An 18,013-nucleotide genomic window follows, 5' to 3' on the forward strand; every position below is an offset into this window, starting at 1 on the left:
GTGCCGCTTCGCCGCTTCGCGCAGGCCGCGCGGGCGGATCATCGAGGAATCGCCATGTCCCACTCCCATGCGGCGTCGATCGCCGCCCGCATCGACCGCCTGCCCGCGACGGCCACCATCTGGACGCTCGTGCTGTTCCTGAGCGTCGGCGGGTTTTTCGAGGTCTACGACCTGTTCCAGATGACCTACCTGCCGCCCGGGCTGATCCGCGACGGCATCTTTCACGCGGGCTCGCACGGCGTGCTCGGCATGTCGGACCAGGGCGCGCTCGGCGCGGCGACGTTCGCCGGGCTGTTCGTCGGCGAGATGTTCGTGTCGCGCCTCGCGGACCGCTTCGGGCGGCGCGCGCTGTTCACCGGCGCGCTGCTGCTCTACACGGCGGCGAGCCTGGCGATGTGCGTGCAGACGCATGCGCTCGGCATCCTCGTGTGCCGTTTCATCGCGGGCTGCGGCATCGGCGCGGAGCTGATCACGATCGGCGCGTTCCTGACCGAGCTGGTGCCGAAGGCGGTGCGCGGCCGCGCGTTCGCGTTGTGCTTCGCGGTCGGCTATCTCGCGATGCCCGTGCTGGCGCTGGTGTCGTGGTTATGGGTGCCGCACGATCCGCTCGGCATGTCCGGATGGCGCTGGGTCGTGCTGCTCGGCGGCAGCGGCGCGGTTTTCGTCTGGTGGCTGCAGTCGCGGTTGCCGGAGTCGCCGCGCTGGCTCGCCCACACGGGCCGCGAGGCCGAGGCCGAAGCCGTGCTGCAGCGGCTCGAGCAGGCCGTCGAGCGGGAATCCGGCCGGCCGCTGCCCGCAGTCCCGACGCCGGTCGCGGCGGCCGCGGCCACGGCCACTGCCGCACAGCGCGCGCCGTCGATGTGGGATGCGCGGCATCGCGGCCGCACGACGATGCTGATCGCGTTCAATGCCTTCCTGAGCATCGGTTTCTTCGGCTTCAGCCAGTGGCTGCCGACGCTGCTCGCCGCGCAGGGCGCGAGCGTCACGAAGAGCCTCTGGTATGCGTTCGTGATCGCGTTCGCGTATCCGGTGTCGCCGTTCGTCGCCGGCCTGCTCGCCGACCGGATCGAGCGCAAATGGCTGATCGTCGCGTCGGCGTTCGGCGTTGCGCTGTTCGGCACCGCGTTCGCGATGTCGGCGCAGGCGCCGTTCGTGATCGCGTTCGGCCTGCTCGTCACGCTGTCCAACACGGTGCTCGCGAGCAACGGCACCGCGTACCAGTCGGAAGTGTTTCCGACCGAGATCCGCGGGCGCGCGCTCGGCTTCGTGCATTCGATCGGCCGCCTGACGGGGATCGCGAGCAGTTTCATCGTCGCGCTGCTGCTCGAGCGCGCGGGGGTGCCGGCCGTGTTCGTGCTGATCGGCGGCAGCATGCTGATCGTGATGGTGTCGATCGGCGTGTTCGGGCCGCGTACCAACAACCGGGCTCTGGACGAGATCGCGGACGGCGCCGGGAACGCGGCGGCGTTGCGCGGGCTCGCCGAAGCGCCGACCGGGCGTGTCGATGGGCGGCGAAAATTGGGCTAGCATCCTGATTCATCGCGGCAACCGGGCACCTCGCCCATCGACCATCGCCATGAAACCCGTTGCCGTCGTATTGCACGGCCCGACCAGTGCAGGGAAGAGCAGCCTGGCCAGGGCGCTCCAGCAAGGGTCGGACGTGCCGACGTTTCACGTCTCGCTCGACGCGTTCGTCGAGATGTCGCGCCGACGTGACATGCGATCGGACGAGGAGCTGAATCAGGCGCTGAGACTCCATCAGCTCAACCTGCAGTCGACGCTCGCACGGATCGCGGCCAGCCATTTCGAGATCGTGCTGGATCTCGTGCTCCGGGATCCGGCCGCGCTCGACGCATGCGTTGCCGCGCTGTCGCCGCGTCAGACCTTCGTCATCGGCGTGACGTGCCCGCTGGACATCCTCGAACAGCGCGAACGCGCGAGGCCCGATCGCGGCGAGGGCATGGCCCGCTCCCAGTTCGGGCATCCGGCTTATTCGCGGCCTTACGCGCTGCGCATCGACACGTCGACATGCACGCCGGAAGAAGGCGCGCGCCGCATCCGTGCCCACGTCGACGCGCAGCGCGAGTGATCGTCGTCGCGCTCGATCGTGACAGGCCGCGTTCTCCCTTAAACTCGCCGGCAACGAATGTCATCGGCCACGCGGATGATGTCGTTCGCACGCGACAAATCGCATTGTGCGGAGAAACGGGACATTCGCGATGAAACCGATTCCGAAGCGTTTGTGCCGATAACCGCTTTTTCATGTTTCGAACGGATTGAAAGCGAATTTCAAGCGGATTTACGCGCCGACAGGCCATGTGGAGCGGTTCCAGCGGGTAAACGCCAGGTTATGCGCCCGCCGTGTCCAGACAGGGGATTCATGGATTGAATGCGCGCCGATTCAAAATATAAATTTCGGAAAGACTTTGGCACGGGATATGCTTCGCAGTTCTTATCCCAATGGATCATGCGCCGGCTATTCGTCGGAGAAATCAGGCAGGAGCATGAACATGAACCGCCCGGATCTGACAAGCCGATTGTTTAGAGGATGAACAGTTTGTGAATTCGGCGCGGCAGTGCGAAGCTGCCCGCGGAACAGCGTCGTACACGGATTGAGTTGGGTGACTTGAAACGCAGGCCGTAACTCCTAGCGACGGCCACTACTGACAGTTCAGGATATGACATTACTGATTGGGGTCCCTCTGGAGACGGCCAACGAGGAACGGCGCGTAGCGACGGTTCCCGACGTGGTCGAAAAGCTGATCAAGCTCGGGTTCTCGGTGGCCGTGCAAAGCGGTGCAGGCACCGGCGCGAACTTCAGCGACGACGACTACCGCAAGGCCGGGGCCGAAGTCGTGGCGACGGCCGCCGATCTGTGGGGCCGCAGCGATATCGTCCTCAAGGTGCGTCCGCCGAGCAGCGAGGAAGTCGCGCTGATGCGTGACGGCAGCACGCTGGTCGGTTTCGTCTGGCCGGCGCAGAACCCCGAACTGATGCAGCAGCTGGCCGCGAAGCGGGCCACGGTGCTGGCGATCGATTCCCTGCCGCGCACGCTGTCGCGCGCGCAGAAGATGGATGCGCTCACGTCGATGGCCGGTGTGAGCGGCTACCGCGCCGTCATCGAGGCGGCCCATGCGTTCGGCCGTTACTTCAACGGGCAGATCACGGCCGCGGGCAAGGTGCCGCCGGCCAAGGTGTTCGTCGCCGGCGCGGGCGTGGCCGGGCTCGCGGCCATCGGCACGGCCGCCGGCCTCGGCGCGATCGTGCGCGCCAACGACACGCGCGCGGAAGTGGCCGACCAGGTCAAGTCGCTCGGCGGCGAATTCGTCAAGGTCGACTACGAGGAAGAGGGATCGGGCGGCGGCGGTTACGCGAAGGTGATGAGCGAAGGCTTCCAGCAGGCGCAGCGCGCGATGTACGCGCAGCAGGCCAAGGATGCGGACATCATCATCACCACCGCGCTGATTCCCGGCAAGCCGGCACCGAAGCTCATCACGGCCGAGATGGTGCAGTCGATGAAGCCGGGCAGCGTGATCGTCGACATGGCCGGCGAGCAAGGCGGCAACTGCGAGCTGACGGTGCCGGGCGAGGCGGTGGTCCGCCACGGCGTGACGATCGTCGGCTACACGGATCTCGCGTCGCGCCTGGCACGACAGTCGTCGACGCTGTACGCGACCAACCTGCTGCGCGTGATCGAGGAGCTGTGCAAGGCGAAGGACGGCACGATCAACGTCGACTTCAACGACGACGCAATTCGCGGCCTCACGGTCATCAAGGAGGGCAACGTGACCTGGCCGCCGCCGCCGATCCAGCAGCCGGCCGCGGCACCGAAACCCGCCGCGCCGCCGGTCGCGGCAGCCGCGTCCAAGGGCCACGGGCACGGCAGCGGCGCGCCGATGTCGGCGAAGTCGCTCGCCATCACGTTCGCCGTCGGCGCACTGGTGTTCCTGCTGGTCGGCCAGTTCGCGCCGGCCACGTTCCTGTCGCACTTCACGGTGTTCGTGCTGGCCTGCTTCGTCGGCTACATGGTGATCTGGAACGTCACGCCGTCGCTGCATACGCCGCTGATGAGCGTCACCAACGCGATCTCGTCGATCATCGCGATCGGCGCGCTGGTGCAGGTCGCGCCGCCGCTGGGCGAGGCCGCCGCGGAGGGCCGTCCTTCGGGGCTGATCCTCGGCCTGGCGGTGGGTGCGCTGACGCTCACGGCCGTCAACATGTTCGGCGGCTTCGCGGTGACGCGCCGCATGCTGGCGATGTTCCGCAAGTAAGGAGACGACAACAATGACTTCCAACCTGACTACCGTCTCCTATATCGGCGCGGCCATCCTCTTCATCCTGAGCCTCGGCGGGCTGGCGAACCCCGAGACCGCGCGCCGCGGCAACCTGCTCGGCATGATCGGCATGCTGATCGCCGTGCTCGCCACCGTGCTCGGCCCGCGCGTGTCGGCCGAGGGCATTCCTTATATCGTGGCTGCACTGGTCGTCGGCGGCGCCGTCGGCCTCGTCGCCGCGAAGAAGGTGCAGATGACGCAGATGCCCGAACTGGTTGCGCTGATGCACAGCCTGGTCGGTCTGGCGGCGTGCCTGGTGGGTTTCGCGAGCTACATCGATACGTCGGTTCAGTTCACGGGTGCCGAGCACGCGATCCACGAAGTGGAAATCTACGTAGGCATCCTGATCGGCGCGGTGACCTTCGCGGGCTCGGTCATCGCGTTCGGCAAGCTCTCCGGCAAGATCGGCGGCAAGCCGCTGCTGCTGCCGGCACGGCACTGGCTCAACCTCGCCGCGCTGCTGATCGTGATCTATTACGGTCGTGCGTTCCTGCATGCGGAGACGATCCAGGACGGCATGACGCCGCTCATCGTGATGACGGTGGTGTCGCTGCTGTTCGGCGTGCACATGGTGATGGCGATCGGCGGCGCGGACATGCCCGTCGTGGTGTCGATGCTCAACAGCTACTCGGGCTGGGCGGCGGCGGCCACCGGCTTCATGCTCGGCAACGACCTGCTGATCGTGATCGGCGCGCTGGTGGGCTCGTCGGGTGCGATCCTGTCTTACATCATGTGCCGCGCGATGAACCGCAACTTCATCAGCGTGATCGCGGGCGGCTTCGGCACCGGCAGCGGTGCGCCCGCGGTGGCGGGCGCCGGCGCGCAGCCGGCCGGCGAAGTGGTGGCGGTGAGCGCGCTGGAGACGGCCGAGCTGCTGCGCGATGCCAAGAGCGTGATCATCGTGCCCGGCTACGGGATGGCGGTGGCGCAGGCCCAGCACACGGTGCATGAACTCACGAAGGTGCTGCGCGAGAAGGGCGTCGACGTGCGTTTCGCGATCCATCCGGTGGCCGGCCGCATGCCGGGGCACATGAACGTGCTGCTCGCCGAGGCGAAGGTGCCTTACGACATCGTGATGGAGATGGACGAGATCAACGGCGATTTCCCGGAAGCCGACGTGTCGATGGTGATCGGCGCGAACGACATCGTGAACCCGGCCGCGCAGGAAGATCCGGCCAGCCCGATCGCCGGCATGCCGGTGCTCGAGGTGTGGAAGGCGAAGACCTCGATCGTGATGAAGCGCAGCATGGCGTCAGGTTATGCGGGCGTCGACAATCCGCTGTTCTACAAGGACAACAACCGGATGCTGTTCGGCGATGCCAAGAAGATGCTGGACGAAGTCTTCGGGGCGTTGAAGGCCTGACGATCGGGGCGCACGGGCGTGTGGGCGCATGGGTGCGCGGGTCGAACGGTCAGCGGCCGTGGTGTCGAACGGCGGGTTGATCGGGGCCCGGCACGCCCGACATGCGTATCGGGAAGGTCACGGAAGTGCGAGACGGAATCGGGTGTTTCGCACTTCCGGGAAAAAAGCGCGATCGATCGTCGGTGCGCGGATCGAAGAACTACGCCAATGATGCCGTTGGAGCGGGCGGCGGCTCCATCATCGGCATGACGATTGCCGGGGCCTGGCCGGCCTCCGGAATGGTGCTGGTCGAACGCAGTCCCGTGTGAAGGTGCTATCGCGCGTAACCGCACGAATCAGGCACCAGGTCCTTGCCAGCCGCCTATACCGCAGCTTGCCGCGAACGCTACCGGCGCCTCTCCTCGTCGTTCCTCATGTCACGCAGCCGCGCCGGTTTTTTCACACGACCGCGCATGACGATGTCGCCTACCCAGCCGCTCCCAGTTCCGCGAAACTGGTGATCCTCGCGTCGCATGCGCGCGCCAGCGCCACGTCGTGACTCGAAAAAAAGACGGCACGGTCCGCAGCCAACGTCCTGAACAGGTCGACGAGCACCGCACGCGACGCGGCGTCGAGCCCGTTGCCCGGTTCGTCGGCGATCACGACGGTGGGCGCGCCGAGTGTCGTCGCCGTCAGGAACAGTTTCTTGCGCGTGCCGAGCGACATCTGCTCGAAGCGCTTGTCCATATGCGGGGCGAGCCCGAATCGATCGGCCAGCTCGAGCGTGCGTGTGTCGACGACGGTTTTCTTGGCGGCCGCCACGAGATCGAGAAACGCGCGACCGGTCTGGAACGGATACGTCAGGCAATCGTCGGGTACGTACGCCAGCGCGGATTTCGCCGCGAGCGGCGCGGTGCGCAGCGAATGGCCGCCGAGCCAGACCTCGCCTTCGTCCGCGTCGATCGTGCCGGCGAGAATGGCGAGCAACGTCGACTTGCCGCTGCCGTTTTCGTCGCACAGCGCCACGCACCCGGCGCCGGATGCGAAGTTGAGCCCTTGGAAGATGACGCGCTTGTCGAAGCGCTTGCCGAGATTGTCGAAGCGGAGCATGGATCGGGTAATCAAACGAAAACTTGCCAGGCCAGCGTGACCCAGACCACGGTCAGCGCGATGCCCGGCAACACGGATTGTCGGGACGCGTAGCGTTGCGGCAGATAGTGTAATGCGACGAGCGGTGCGCCCGAACACACGAGCGCCGCCGCCATCCGCGATGACAGCACGCCGTGCGTCACCAGCAACAGCGGCGCGACGGCGGCGAACGGCAGCGCCAGCGCGGCAACGGTCAGCCAGTCGGCCCGGCGCTTCGCCAAGGTCGACAGCGGCAACGATCGCATGAAGTGCGACGCATGCAGGTGCGCCGCTCGCAAATCGCGATAGGTCGTCGCCGCGATCAGCATGATGACGGCCTGCGCGATCAGCGTCAGCGGAACGGCGCGCTGGTCGAACCCCCAGAGCGCAAGCAGGAAGCATGTCGAAGCGGTGACCGCACCCATCATCAGGCAGTGCCCGGCGGTGCTCGCGGCGCGGTCCCGCAGGATGCCGATCTGCAGCCTCACGATGGGCGGCAGCCCGCTCCGGACGCGGACGCGGATCGCTTCCGCGATACGACGCGAGAACGCCCCCGGCATTTCCGAACGGACGGCCCGCGCAGGGGCCGTATGCGCAATCGTGAAAGCGGCGAGCAACAATGCCACGGTCAGCCACGCGGGACGTAACGCGCCCTCGGCGTGAAAGCCGCCGATCAGGAAGACGTTGGCAACGATCAACGCGATTGCATTGCGCAGGTTGCGCGACAGCGCGGTCAATTGCCATCCGAGCGTGATCAGGAACAGGTCGAGAACGAACAGATAGTTGATCGCCTTTTGCGGCAGGAAGGCGAGCGCGATGGCGGCGGCAAGCACGGGCAGCAGCAGCGGCGTACTCGCGACGATCACGACGATCGTGTCGATGGCGCGACGGCGGCCGTTGGAGACGGGCAAGGACGCGAGGAAGGTGACGAACGGCCCCCCGGTGATCGCACGACGCTGCGCCAGCACCCACAGGATGCCCACGGCTTCGAGCAGGTGCACCCACGCGAACCGCCATTCGATGCCATGCGACGGTGCCAGTGCCGCGAGTACCGGCGCACCCAGAATTCGCGTCTGCGAAAACACCGGCATCGCCGGCAGCAACAGCATGGCCAGCAGGAGCAGCGCCTGCCAATGCCTGCGCAGCAGGTTCGACGTCGCGAGTGCGTACCACCTCAATCGGCAAGACAACATCGCTTCCAGCTCCCTTTCACCGAGCAAATGAACCCGGCATCCTGCCACGGTGGTCGTCGCGGCACAACTATCCCCGCCTTTGGCGGCCGGGGCGGCACGCGCGAGATCGCCGTGCCGCATGCGACACCGACGCCGCGAATCGCCGTGTCGGCCGCGCAAACGGGTGGGGCACGGTGGCACGAGGCCTCCGTCGGCGTGGCATCGGGATTCACGCGCACGACGCCGCCGCGGATCGTTCGGCAGATGCCGGACAGGTGCGCGGCAAGTCGAGACACGCGCGTCATACGGCTCGGGTATGCTGGACGAATGCCGGGCGGAAGAGCAGGCAGGACCGCAACACGGCACGCCACACCACACGCGATCGCATCGCAACCACCGGCCGCACCGGGCCGATTTCAACTCAGGAACAGGGATTCGACATGGCGGAACTGGACAACGAGCTGTATGAGCGGATCGGCGCGCTGAGCGACGCGGGCGATGCGTTGATGGAAGACGGCGACTATGAAGGCGCGCTGGAGAAATTCCGCGCGGGATTCGACCTGCTTCCCGAGCCGAAAACGAACTGGGAGGCCGGCACGTGGTTGATGGCCGCGATCGGCGACGCGAATTTCCTTCAAGAGGACTACGCGGCCGGGTGCGAGAATCTCGGCCAGGCGATGCACTTCCCCAACGCGATCGGCAACCCGTTCCTGCATCTGCGGCTCGGCCAGTGCCAGTTCGAACTGGGCAATCTCGACCGCGCGGCCGACGAACTGATGCGCGCATACATGGCGGGCGGGCCGGAGCTGTTCGAGGACGAGGATGCCAGGTACTTGCGATTCCTTGCCACGCGTGCGGAAGGCATCGAGACGCCCTGACGCGCGCCGTGCGTGCCGGCCGGCGGCCGGCATCGCGAGCAGGCTTTGGCGGCCGCGTCGCGTCGCGCTGCCCCGCGACGCCGGGCGTTTTCTCCACGTGTGCACGACTTGCCCATGAACCTGACCTTTCCCCTCGCCACCCGGTCCGATGCCGAAACGCTGGTCGCGATTCGCATCGCCGCGATGCGCGACAGCCTCGAGCGCATCGGCCGCTTCGATCCGCAGCGTGCGCGCGAGCGTTTTCTCGCGTCGTTCGACCCGGCGCTATGCCGCTTCATCGAAGCCGATGGCGTGAACGCGGGTTTTTTCGTGGTTCGGCCGCAGGAAGACCACTGGTTGCTCGACCATCTGTACATCGTGCCCGCGCACCAGGGAAAGGGCATCGGCGCGGCCGTGCTGCAGCGGATCTTTGCCGAGGCGGACGCGCAGCGCGTGCCCGTGCGTGTCGGCGCGCTGCGCGGCAGCGATTCGAACCGTTTCTATGCGCGGCACGGCTTCGTGCAGGCCGACGAAGCGGAGTGGGACATCTACTACGTGCGCGAACCGGGTTCGGCGACGGCGTAGATCGCACATGCCCGTGCGTCGTGACGACGCATGCGGGGTGTGATCCGGGTGAGCGCATCAGCGTTTTCCCGGATATCGAATGCGCGGCGCATGCCGATGATGCAGAGAGAATATAACTACATGATCCGAGGCCAATCATGACGACATCTGCAACAAACGGACCGAATGCGGTATCGCCTGAAACGACCGGAGCGGCAGCGACATCCGACGACGCGGATGGCGTGCCGTCGATCCTGCTGGTGGACGACGAGCCGAGCGTGCTGTCGGCGCTCCGGCGCGTGTTCCGGCCCGCCGGCTACGAGATCCTGACCGCGGAAAGCGGCGAAGCCGCCCTCGAGGTGCTGGCGTCGACCGAAGTCGACCTGATCGTGTCCGACATGCGGATGCCCGGCATGAGCGGCGCGGAGTTCCTGGCCCGTGCCCGGGCGCTCTACCCGGACACGATGCGCATCCTGCTGACCGGTTATGCGGAGATCGCGTCGGTCATGCAGGCCGTCAACGAAGGCGGCGTCTATCGTTACCTGAACAAGCCGTGGGACGATCACGACCTGCTGCTGACCATCGAACAGGCGCTGGAGCAGCGCCGTTTGCGGCACGAGGCGGCGCGGCTCGCCGCGCTGACGGAAGCGCAGAACGAAGCGCTGCGCCGCTTCAACACGGAACTCGAAACGCAGGTTCGCGCGCGCACCGAGGAACTCGGCCAGACCGTGATGTTCCTCGAAGCCGCGCAGCGCGACCTGAAAAGCAGCTTCACCGCGATGGTCCAGGTGTGCGCGAGCATGATCGAGCTGCGCTGCGGGTCGGCCAGCGGTCACGCGATGCGGGTCGGCGAGATTGCGCGACGGCTCGCGCTGGCCTCCGGGATGAGCGAACTGCATGCGCAGGACGTCTACTTCGCGGGGCTGCTGCATGGTATCGGCAAGCTGTCGCTGCCGGACGAATTGCTGCACAAGCCGCTCACACGCATGACGGCGGAAGAGCACGGCCTGTTCCAGCAGCATCCGCTGCGCGCGCAGATGGTGCTGACGCCGGTCGCGCAATTGCACAAGGTCGCGTCGATCGTGCTGCACCAGTACGAGCGCTTCAACGGGCGCGGCACGCCGGACGGGCTGGCCGGCGACTCGATCCCGCCCGGCTCGCGGATCGTCGCGATCGCGCGCGATTTCGAGGGGCTGCGCAATGGCGACATCGGTGCGCCGCATTCGGTCGAGCAGGCGCTCGACGCAATGCGTTCGCAGGCCGGCGTGCGTTACGACCCGCGCATCGTCGAAAACCTGGTCGAACTGATGCGGGACCCGGCGAGCCTCGGCATCGCGGCGTCCGTCGCGGAGATCAAGTCCGCGCAGCTGCGCGAGGGGATGCAGCTCGCCGACGATCTGCGCACGCATCGCGGCGTGCTGCTGATGACCAAGGGCAGCGTGATGTCCGCGCACCAGATCGAGCTCGTGCGCCGCTTCGAGACGCGCGAAGGGACGGCGTTCGACATCCTCGTGCTGGCCGGCCAGGCGGCGAAGCCGGCGCAGGGCGTGCCGAATGCGGGCGCGGCGCCCGCCTGAGCCCGGACGCGCGGCCTGACGGCCGCGGTGCGCACGCGCGCCGCGGCAACGCACTCACCTCGATTCGGGCGCTCGATCATGCACGGCACCTACAATCTTCCGCTCGTCCTGCTGTCGGTCGCGATCGCGACGCTGGCCTCCTATACGACACTCGATCTCGCCGCCTTCATTTCGCTGCTCGACAACCCGAAGCTCAGGCGCATGTGGCTGGGCGGCGGCGCGGCGGCGATGGGGACGGGCATCTGGTCGATGCATTTCGTCGGCATGCTCGCGTTTTCACTGCCGATTCCGCTCGGCTACGCGTTGCCGGATACGGGCGCGTCGCTGGCGATTGCCGTGCTCGTGTCGTACTTCGCGCTGTATGTCGTCACGCGCGCGCGGCTGGGCTGGCGGCGGCTGCTCGCGGGCGGCGTGCTGATGGGCGGCGGGATCGCCGGCATGCATTACGCGGGGATGGCCGCGATGCGCATGGTGCCCGGGATTCGCTACGATGCCGTGCTGTTCGCCGCGTCGATCGGCATCGCGGTGATCGCGTCGACCGCCGCGTTGTGGATCGCGCAGGCGCTGCGCGCGCGGCAGGCGAGCCATGCGACCGCCCGGCGCGTCGGCGCGGCCGTCGTCATGGGCGTCGCGATCACCGGCATGCACTACACCGCGATGGCGGCCGCGCATTTCGCGCCGGACGCGCGATGCGGGGCCGCGAACGGAGTCGACACGCCGTGGCTCGCGACGACCGTCGCGCTGTTTACGACGGGAACCCTGGTCGTCACGCTGCTGCTCAGCCGATTCGATGCGCGCACAACCTTCCTGCGCGGGATGACCGATACGCTCGAGCGGCTCGTGCGCTTGCGCACCGCCGAACTGGAACGCGCGCTGCATCGCTACGAACAGACGACGGCGATGCTGCAACGTACCCGCGAGAACATGGCGACCGAGATCGACGAACGCAAGGCCGCGCAGGCGCGGCTCGAACAGGAGAAGGAGGAGCAGCGGCGCCTGTTGCATGCGCTCGAGGAAACCCACGTGCAGCTGCTGCAGTCGGAAAAACTCGCGTCGATCGGTCAGCTCGCGGCCGGTGTCGCGCACGAGATCAACAATCCGATCGGGTTCGTCAGCGCGAACCTCAATACGTTGAAGACGTGGGTGCGCAGCCTGCTCGATGTGATCGCCGCGCATGAAGCCGCGCTGCCGCAGCTCGACCCGGCCGCGCGCGATGCGCTGACGGCACTGGGCCGCGCGGCGGACCTCGACTACGTGCGCGGCGAGATCGCGACGCTGATCGACGAGTCGATCGACGGCGCGCTGCGCGTGCGGCGCATCGTGCAGGACCTGCGCGATTTCTCGCGTCCGGCCAGCGACGAGTGGAGCGTGGTCGATCTTCGCGCAGGGCTGGAAAGCACGCTCAACGTCGTCCACAACGAACTCAAGTACAAGGCCGAGATCGTGCGCGACTACGGCGACGTGCCGCTGGTCGAATGCCTGCCGTCGCAGTTGAACCAGGTCTTCATGAACCTGCTGGTGAACGCGGCGCAAGCGATTCCCGAGCGCGGCGTGATCACGATCCGCACGTCGAGCGACGGCGAGCAGGTGTCGATCGCGATCAGCGACACCGGCACGGGCATGACGCCCGACGTCGTCCGGCGGATCTTCGATCCGTTCTTCACGACGAAGCCGGTCGGGCAGGGCACGGGGCTCGGCCTGTCGGTGTCGCACGGGATCGTCGAGCGCCATCGCGGCACCATCGACGTGACGAGCGAGCCCGGGCGCGGCACGACGTTCTGCGTTCGGCTGCCGATCCGGCGGGCCGGTGGAAGCGTGAACCAAGGCACGAACGAGAACGCGGCCGTGGCGGAGGTTAGCGCCGGTCCAGCAACGTATCGCCCAGGACACTGAACGCCGCGGCCGGCAGTTCGTGCAGATGCTCTACCACGCTGCTGACCGGATAGAACGCTTCGACCGAATCGTCGAGAATCCCGACGCCGATCAGTTCGACGCGCCGCTCGCGCAGCGCGTCGACGCGTGCGCGCAGGTCGGTGCGCAGGATCGCCGGGTTGCCGTCGCCGGTGGCCGGATAACCGTCCGACAGCACCATCAGGATCCGCCGCCGCGCACGCTGCGCCAGCAGCCGTTCGGCGGCCCAGCTCAACGCCTCGCCGTCGGGATTCTCGTGGCCGCATTCGATGCACGCGAGGCCGCTCGGGTTGTCGGAATCGAACCGCTTGTAGACGCGCAGGTCGAGCCGTTCGACGAAGCGGTTGTAGCCGAACGTGTCGCGGCCGGCGTCGATCCAGCGCTGGTAATGCGCGCGCATCGCGGCGTCTTCGACGGAGCTGTAGCCGAGCGCTTCGCACGCGAAGCCGAGCTGCATCAGCGCATCGCACAGCGCCGCCGCGCACAGCCGGGCGAGCTCGATCTTCCTGCCGGCCATCGACCCGCTGCAATCGATCAGCAGGCCGACGGCCGCGTCGCGCCCGGGCGCGGCACGCCGGACACGAAACGGCGTGCGGTAGCCGGGCGACGTGACGAGGCGGGCGAGCGCCATCCGGTCGAGTTCGCCGCGTTCCTGTTCGCGCTTCCAGCGCGTCTGCTCGTCCACTTTCAACGCGCGTTCGAGTCGCAGCTTGAGCGGCTCGGTCTGCGCGCGGGCCGCGCTTCGCAGGCGGTGCCAGCGCGCCGCGTCGCCCTTGCCGGTGAAGTCCGTCACCGTGTCGAATGCGGTGGTCAGCGGGACCGACAACAGCGGCCGATGGTCCGCGGACAGGCGGATCGTGCCGGGTGTCGCATCGCCCGGCGTCGGTGATGCCGTGGACGATTCCGTGTCGGCGATCGCGGCGGCGCCCGACTCGGCCGAAACCGGCGCACGCGCATCGTCCGGCGCGCCCGTTCCGTCCGAGTCGAATTCGGCGGCGATGCTGTCGCTGTCGATCGTGCTGCCCGGATCGGCCGTGAACATCATGTTGTTCGCACCGGCCGACGCCAGCGCGCGGACGCGCTCGACGATCCGGTACGCGGCACGGATGCTGTCGGCCGTCGAAGCCGCGGCGCGTGCTTCGTCGACGAGATCGTCCGACGCGGCGAGCGTCGCGTCGAGCGACGGGATGCGCTCGACGGCGGATGGCGGTTCGTCCCACAGCGCACGTTCGATGCGCGATACGAGCCTGTCGCTCCATGCCATTTGCGGCCATTTTCGAAGCGTGTCGGCGGCCGACGCCACCCGCATCCGCAGCAGGAACGTCTTCGCGCCGGGATAGTGTGCAACGAGGCAAGCGGCCGCGCGCCGGTCGTCGATCGCCTGCGCAATCGCGCGCACCGCGGGCGAAGCCAGCGCGGCAACGTCATCGATCGCGCCGAAGCGGACCCGCGCCGCATGGAGATCGACGAGGCCGACGATCGTGTCGTCGTCGACGCCGCCCGCGAGCAGCGTGTCGGGCAGCACCAGCAGGTCGCGCTGCGCGAGCGGGCCGTGGCGCGCGAACCGTACCTCGATGTCGTGTCGTTGCGCGAGCGTGCGGGCCAGCCGGGTCAGGTGGAGCGAGCGCGCATCGTCGTCGCGGTCCATCGCGTCAGGCCCCGACGTCGATGTAGTGGCGAATGACGCTGCGGATCAGGTCGGCGTCTTCCGCGCCGACCTTCGCATAGATCGTCGGGCCGGCAGCCGCTTCGGGGTCGCCGGTGCGCAGCATCAGGTCGGCCCAGTCGATCAGGCGCCGCGTCGAGAACGCGCTGGCCAGATCCTCGCGGACGAACGCGGCGCGGCAGTCCGCCGCGATCGCCGCGAGCGTGCCGGCCATCGCCTCGGTCATGGCCGCGCCGAACGTGCGCTGCAGCACGCGCGCCTCGTCGGACGGCGGCAGGTAGTCGAGGCGGTACACGCGCCAGCGGTCGAGAAACGCCTCGTTCATCACGTTGGCGCCCTGGTAAAGATGGCGGAACTGCCCCATCGCGCCCGCCGCATTGGCGGTCGCGAACAGCCGGAACGACGGATGCGGGACGACGATCTCGTTGCCTTTCTCCTTGAGCAACAGGCGTCCGGCCGGTTCGAGCACGGCGGTGAGCACCGCGAGGATGGCCGGTTCCGCGAAGTCGATCTCGTCGACGATGAGCCACAGCCCCTCGCGCATCGCGGTCGGCAGCACGCCGTCGACCCAGCGGGTCTCGCCGCCCTTGACGGTCCAGAACCCGACGAAGTCGCCGACCGTCGTCTGCCCGTTCATGTTCGAGCGCAGCACGCCGTGGCCGGCCAGCGCGGCGGCCTGCTCGATCAGGCTCGTCTTGCCGGTGCCGGTGTGGCCGATCAACAGGATGCGCCGGTTCTCGACGATGTCTTCCAGCACGTCCGTCGCGCGCGCGGTGAACAGGTAGGCGGGGTTCCGTGGCGGCACGAGCGGCCCGCCCGGGCCGCGCGGCATCGACACGCTGCCCACCTGCACGACGTGCGCCGCATCGCCGGTGGCCACCGGTCGCGATGCGTGCGCGTGCCGGAGGTCCTGCATGAACCGGTCGCGATGCGCGGGGGCCGCATGGTCGCCCGTTTCGCGCCGGACGAAACCTTCCTGGATCCACTTGTGCAGCTTCGCATCGAGGTTGTCCGCGTCGACGACCGTATCGACCGACGTGCTGCCGTCGGGACGATGATGCTGGATGCGGTACATGTGCGCGCGTTCGGAGCGGCTGACGATCCATTGCCCGGCGGACGGGTCCGCCAGTTGCCGATAGACGCCGAGTACCGACGGGGCGGAGGGAGTGGGGTCAGCGGGTGCGTTCATGGTGGCGAGCGAGAGTGGGCGGCCGGCGCTTCATGCCTTCGATGCATCGCGACGATTGTATATTTTTGCCGCGAAGGGTGACATTCGCGCGGGAATCGTTTCCTTTCGTTTCGATGCGGCGCGGTGCGTAGCAGGCGGCGCGTCGGCCTGCCGTCATCAAGTGATGGCCAGGTGTAATGCGCTGCAGCATGATCGTTCGGCACCCTCGCCACGGAATCGAACCGCTTTTATCGTCCCGATCCGTCTGCAATGCCGCGACGTGTCGCAGTCCGTCGGCAACCTCCACGCGCGTCATCGTCGTTCGGCCCCTCGCCTGACGCCGACCTCCCGGGGCGTTCGACGAAGCCAATCCGTCACGTCGGATCGTGGGCCGTCACGCCTTGATCAACAGGTTGGAATTTCAGTACCGTAGCAGGCTTGATCGCCAGGCTCCCATCGCGCCTCCTTGAGTCGCCTGGTGTGTGACATCCAACCATGCGCCGGTCGTCGACTCCGGCGAAGGAGTGTTGAACGTGACGGTGACAGGAACGGACGAGCGGGTGATCCGACGTGCCAGCGCGCTGGATGCGCCGGCCGTGCTGGAGATCTTCGATGAAGTGATTGCGTGGTTCGTCGACATCGGCAACGACGGGCAATGGGGCCGCGAGCCCTGGTCGACGCAACCGAAGCGGATTGCGCTCGTGACGGAAGCCTGTGCGCTGCCCGACGCGTGGGTGGCCGAATCGCCCGACGGCCGCATCCTGGGCGCATTGATCCTGGGCGAATCGATGCCCTATGTGCCGCCCGCGACCGAGCCGGAAATCTACGTGAGGGTGCTGGTTGCGTCGCGCGATGCGCGGGCGCGTGGTGTCGGCCGGCGGCTCATGGCCTTTGCGGATGAGCGCGCCCGGGCTGCCGGGGTGGCGCGCTTGCGGGTGGATTGTTATGGGGGCGGGACCGGCGCACTGGTGCGCTTCTACGAGTCTTGCGGGTATGAGCGGCTGTCGACCTTCGACGTGGACGGGTGGCCGGGACAGTTGTTGGGGCGCAATCTGTGACGGTGCAGGTCAGCCGCTTCGCATGCGGCGCATCAGCCGACGCTCGATGCGCCGCCCGTGAAAAGGCTGCGGTACCGGCCGGCAGTGTAGCTTTGCCGAATCCGCCACGTGGTGTTCGCCCGTTTCCGCGCGGCGTGATGTGGACGGGTGGCCGATTCCGCTTTGCGGCCGCCCCGCGGTTTCCAGTGTGATGGCGGTTTGAACGCGCGTGCCGGTTAGTCTGTTGGCCGGGCAGGCCGAGCGCGTCGGCGACCCACGCGGCGGTGCGCGCATAGGTGTCGTGCGCGGTCGTCACGCGCAGCGTGTCGATCTCGCCCGGATAGCGCGCACGCAGCCAGCCGGCGAGCAGCGCGGCATCGGGTTCGAGATGGATCGTCTCGACGCCGTCCGGAAAGACGCCGTCCAGACTGTGACCGGGCGCGGTGATGACGGTCACGGCCACCTGGCGGGCGAGCGCGCCGCGCACGAGCGCGAGGCTGCTGCCGGTGGCGCGTGCGCCGATCACGATGAGTCGCTTCATGCTGGATCCTTGATCGGAGAAGAAGAGAGCGTCGCGCGCCGGCTAACGTGCACGCCGGCGCAGGCGCTGTGCCTCGAGGCGCGGCAGCAGATGCCGGACGACGCGCGGGAGCGTGTAGATCGGCAACTGCGCGCACGTGAACACGAGCGCCATGGTGGGCGTCGCGGCGAGCCCGAGCGCGGCCCACATCAGGCCGACGTTGCGATTGGCGACGATCAGCGCGACATTGAGCCGTGTGCGGACGCCGCCGGGCGTGAGCCCGTACGCGATGATCTGGAAGCCCGCGTTAATTGAATGACCGATTATTTTCGGGGGCGGCGGGGAGGGGCGTTCAACGATAGGTCCAGAGCCGGTGCAGCAGGAACGTCGTCGGCGGAATCAGCAATGCGATCGCGACGATGCTCATTGCGCGGGACACGTCGAGCGCCTCGGCCGCGCGCGAGAGCAGCAGGGTTTCGACGAAGCCGGCGAGCGTGACGGCGAGAAAGCGCACCGCGTTGCGCGTGCGCACCGTCGACGAAAAGCTCCACAGCGTGTTCGCGAGATACGAGAACGCCGTCGCGCAGAGGAACGCGATCGTGTTCGCCGTCACCAGCGTCGCGTCGAACTGCGCGAACAGCGTCGCCGCGACCAGCGTGTGGATCGCGGTCGAGCAGAGGCCGGACACGCCGAAGCGCACGAGGCGCGTGCGCTCGGCATCGAGCAGGCCGATCATG

The 18,013-nt window shown here is 67.7% G+C and carries 16 protein-coding genes; 11 read left to right on the forward strand and 5 right to left on the reverse strand.

Going from position 1 to position 18,013, the window contains the following annotated elements:
• Positions 1-54: 54 nt before the first annotated feature.
• The 5 genes from L810_RS01655 to L810_RS46805 all read left to right on the forward strand — a co-directional run bounded on the left by L810_RS01655 (position 55) and on the right by L810_RS46805 (position 6,005).
• Entirely contained in the window at positions 55-1,527 is a 1,473-nt protein-coding gene (locus L810_RS01655) for an MFS transporter (protein WP_063625713.1), read from the forward strand.
• Positions 1,505-2,089: a chloramphenicol phosphotransferase CPT family protein gene (locus L810_RS01660; protein ID WP_081071767.1), complete on the forward strand. Its 585-nt coding sequence runs from the start codon at positions 1,505-1,507 to the stop codon at positions 2,087-2,089. The genes L810_RS01655 and L810_RS01660 overlap by 23 nt, the downstream gene beginning before the upstream one ends.
• Positions 2,090-2,678: 589 nt before the next feature.
• The gene (locus tag L810_RS01665; protein ID WP_042972797.1) at positions 2,679-4,271 is read left to right on the forward strand and encodes a Re/Si-specific NAD(P)(+) transhydrogenase subunit alpha; all 1,593 of its coding nucleotides are present in this window, start codon (positions 2,679-2,681) and stop codon (positions 4,269-4,271) included.
• Positions 4,272-4,284: 13 nt separating this feature from the next.
• On the forward strand, positions 4,285-5,697 hold the full coding sequence (pntB, locus tag L810_RS01670; protein WP_021156613.1) for a Re/Si-specific NAD(P)(+) transhydrogenase subunit beta: 1,413 nt from the start codon (positions 4,285-4,287) through the stop codon (positions 5,695-5,697).
• A 101-nt stretch (positions 5,698-5,798) separates the two neighbouring features.
• Positions 5,799-6,005, forward strand: a complete 207-nt coding sequence (locus L810_RS46805) for a hypothetical protein (RefSeq protein ID WP_155836093.1) — start codon at positions 5,799-5,801, stop codon at positions 6,003-6,005.
• 157 nt (positions 6,006-6,162) lie between these two features.
• Here the strand turns inward: L810_RS46805 and L810_RS01675 are convergent, their stop codons facing one another.
• Positions 6,163-6,786: an ABC transporter ATP-binding protein gene (locus tag L810_RS01675; protein ID WP_021156615.1), complete on the reverse strand. Its 624-nt coding sequence runs from the start codon at positions 6,784-6,786 to the stop codon at positions 6,163-6,165.
• A gap of 11 nt (positions 6,787-6,797) precedes the next feature.
• Positions 6,798-7,997, reverse strand: a complete 1,200-nt coding sequence (locus tag L810_RS01680) for a DUF6136 family protein (protein ID WP_021156616.1) — start codon at positions 7,995-7,997, stop codon at positions 6,798-6,800.
• Positions 7,998-8,416: 419 nt separating this feature from the next.
• Between L810_RS01680 and L810_RS01685 the strand changes: the two genes are divergently transcribed.
• The 4 genes from L810_RS01685 (at position 8,417) to L810_RS01700 (ending at position 12,867) form a co-directional block, all read left to right on the forward strand.
• Positions 8,417-8,854 carry a tetratricopeptide repeat protein gene (locus tag L810_RS01685; protein WP_021156617.1) on the forward strand — a complete coding sequence of 146 codons (438 nt, stop codon included), beginning with the start codon at positions 8,417-8,419 and terminating at the stop codon, positions 8,852-8,854.
• 114 nt (positions 8,855-8,968) lie between these two features.
• Entirely contained in the window at positions 8,969-9,418 is a 450-nt protein-coding gene (locus L810_RS01690) for a GNAT family N-acetyltransferase (RefSeq protein ID WP_021156618.1), read from the forward strand.
• Positions 9,419-9,555: 137 nt separating this feature from the next.
• Positions 9,556-10,974, forward strand: a complete 1,419-nt coding sequence (locus tag L810_RS01695) for an HD domain-containing phosphohydrolase (protein WP_021156619.1) — start codon at positions 9,556-9,558, stop codon at positions 10,972-10,974.
• Positions 10,975-11,052: 78 nt separating this feature from the next.
• A complete protein-coding gene (locus L810_RS01700; protein ID WP_021156620.1) occupies positions 11,053-12,867 on the forward strand; it encodes a histidine kinase in 1,815 nt (604 codons plus the stop codon).
• Here the strand turns inward: L810_RS01700 and L810_RS01705 are convergent.
• Positions 12,830-14,533 (reverse strand): cobaltochelatase CobT-related protein, encoded by a 1,704-nt coding sequence (locus L810_RS01705; protein ID WP_021156621.1) that lies wholly within the window; start codon positions 14,531-14,533, stop codon positions 12,830-12,832. The genes L810_RS01700 and L810_RS01705 overlap by 38 nt on opposite strands.
• A gap of 4 nt (positions 14,534-14,537) precedes the next feature.
• Complete coding sequence (locus L810_RS01710) at positions 14,538-15,740, reverse strand: ATP-binding protein (RefSeq protein WP_021156622.1); 1,203 nt, start codon at positions 15,738-15,740, stop codon at positions 14,538-14,540.
• Positions 15,741-16,201: 461 nt separating this feature from the next.
• Here L810_RS01710 and L810_RS01715 point away from each other — a divergent pair, with 461 nt between their 5' ends.
• Together L810_RS01715 and L810_RS46810 are read left to right on the forward strand one after the other, a co-directional pair.
• On the forward strand, positions 16,202-16,777 hold the full coding sequence (locus L810_RS01715; RefSeq protein ID WP_021156624.1) for a GNAT family N-acetyltransferase: 576 nt from the start codon (positions 16,202-16,204) through the stop codon (positions 16,775-16,777).
• A gap of 223 nt (positions 16,778-17,000) precedes the next feature.
• Positions 17,001-17,591: a hypothetical protein gene (locus L810_RS46810; RefSeq protein WP_155836095.1), complete on the forward strand. Its 591-nt coding sequence runs from the start codon at positions 17,001-17,003 to the stop codon at positions 17,589-17,591.
• Positions 17,592-17,628: 37 nt separating this feature from the next.
• On the opposite strand, the gene L810_RS01725 is transcribed toward L810_RS46810, so the two are convergent.
• On the reverse strand, positions 17,629-18,012 hold the full coding sequence (locus L810_RS01725; RefSeq protein WP_021156626.1) for a GtrA family protein: 384 nt from the start codon (positions 18,010-18,012) through the stop codon (positions 17,629-17,631).
• Position 18,013: the final 1 nt, after the last annotated feature.

This window comes from Burkholderia sp. AU4i, assembly GCF_000466765.1.
Classification (GTDB): domain Bacteria; phylum Pseudomonadota; class Gammaproteobacteria; order Burkholderiales; family Burkholderiaceae; genus Burkholderia; species Burkholderia cepacia.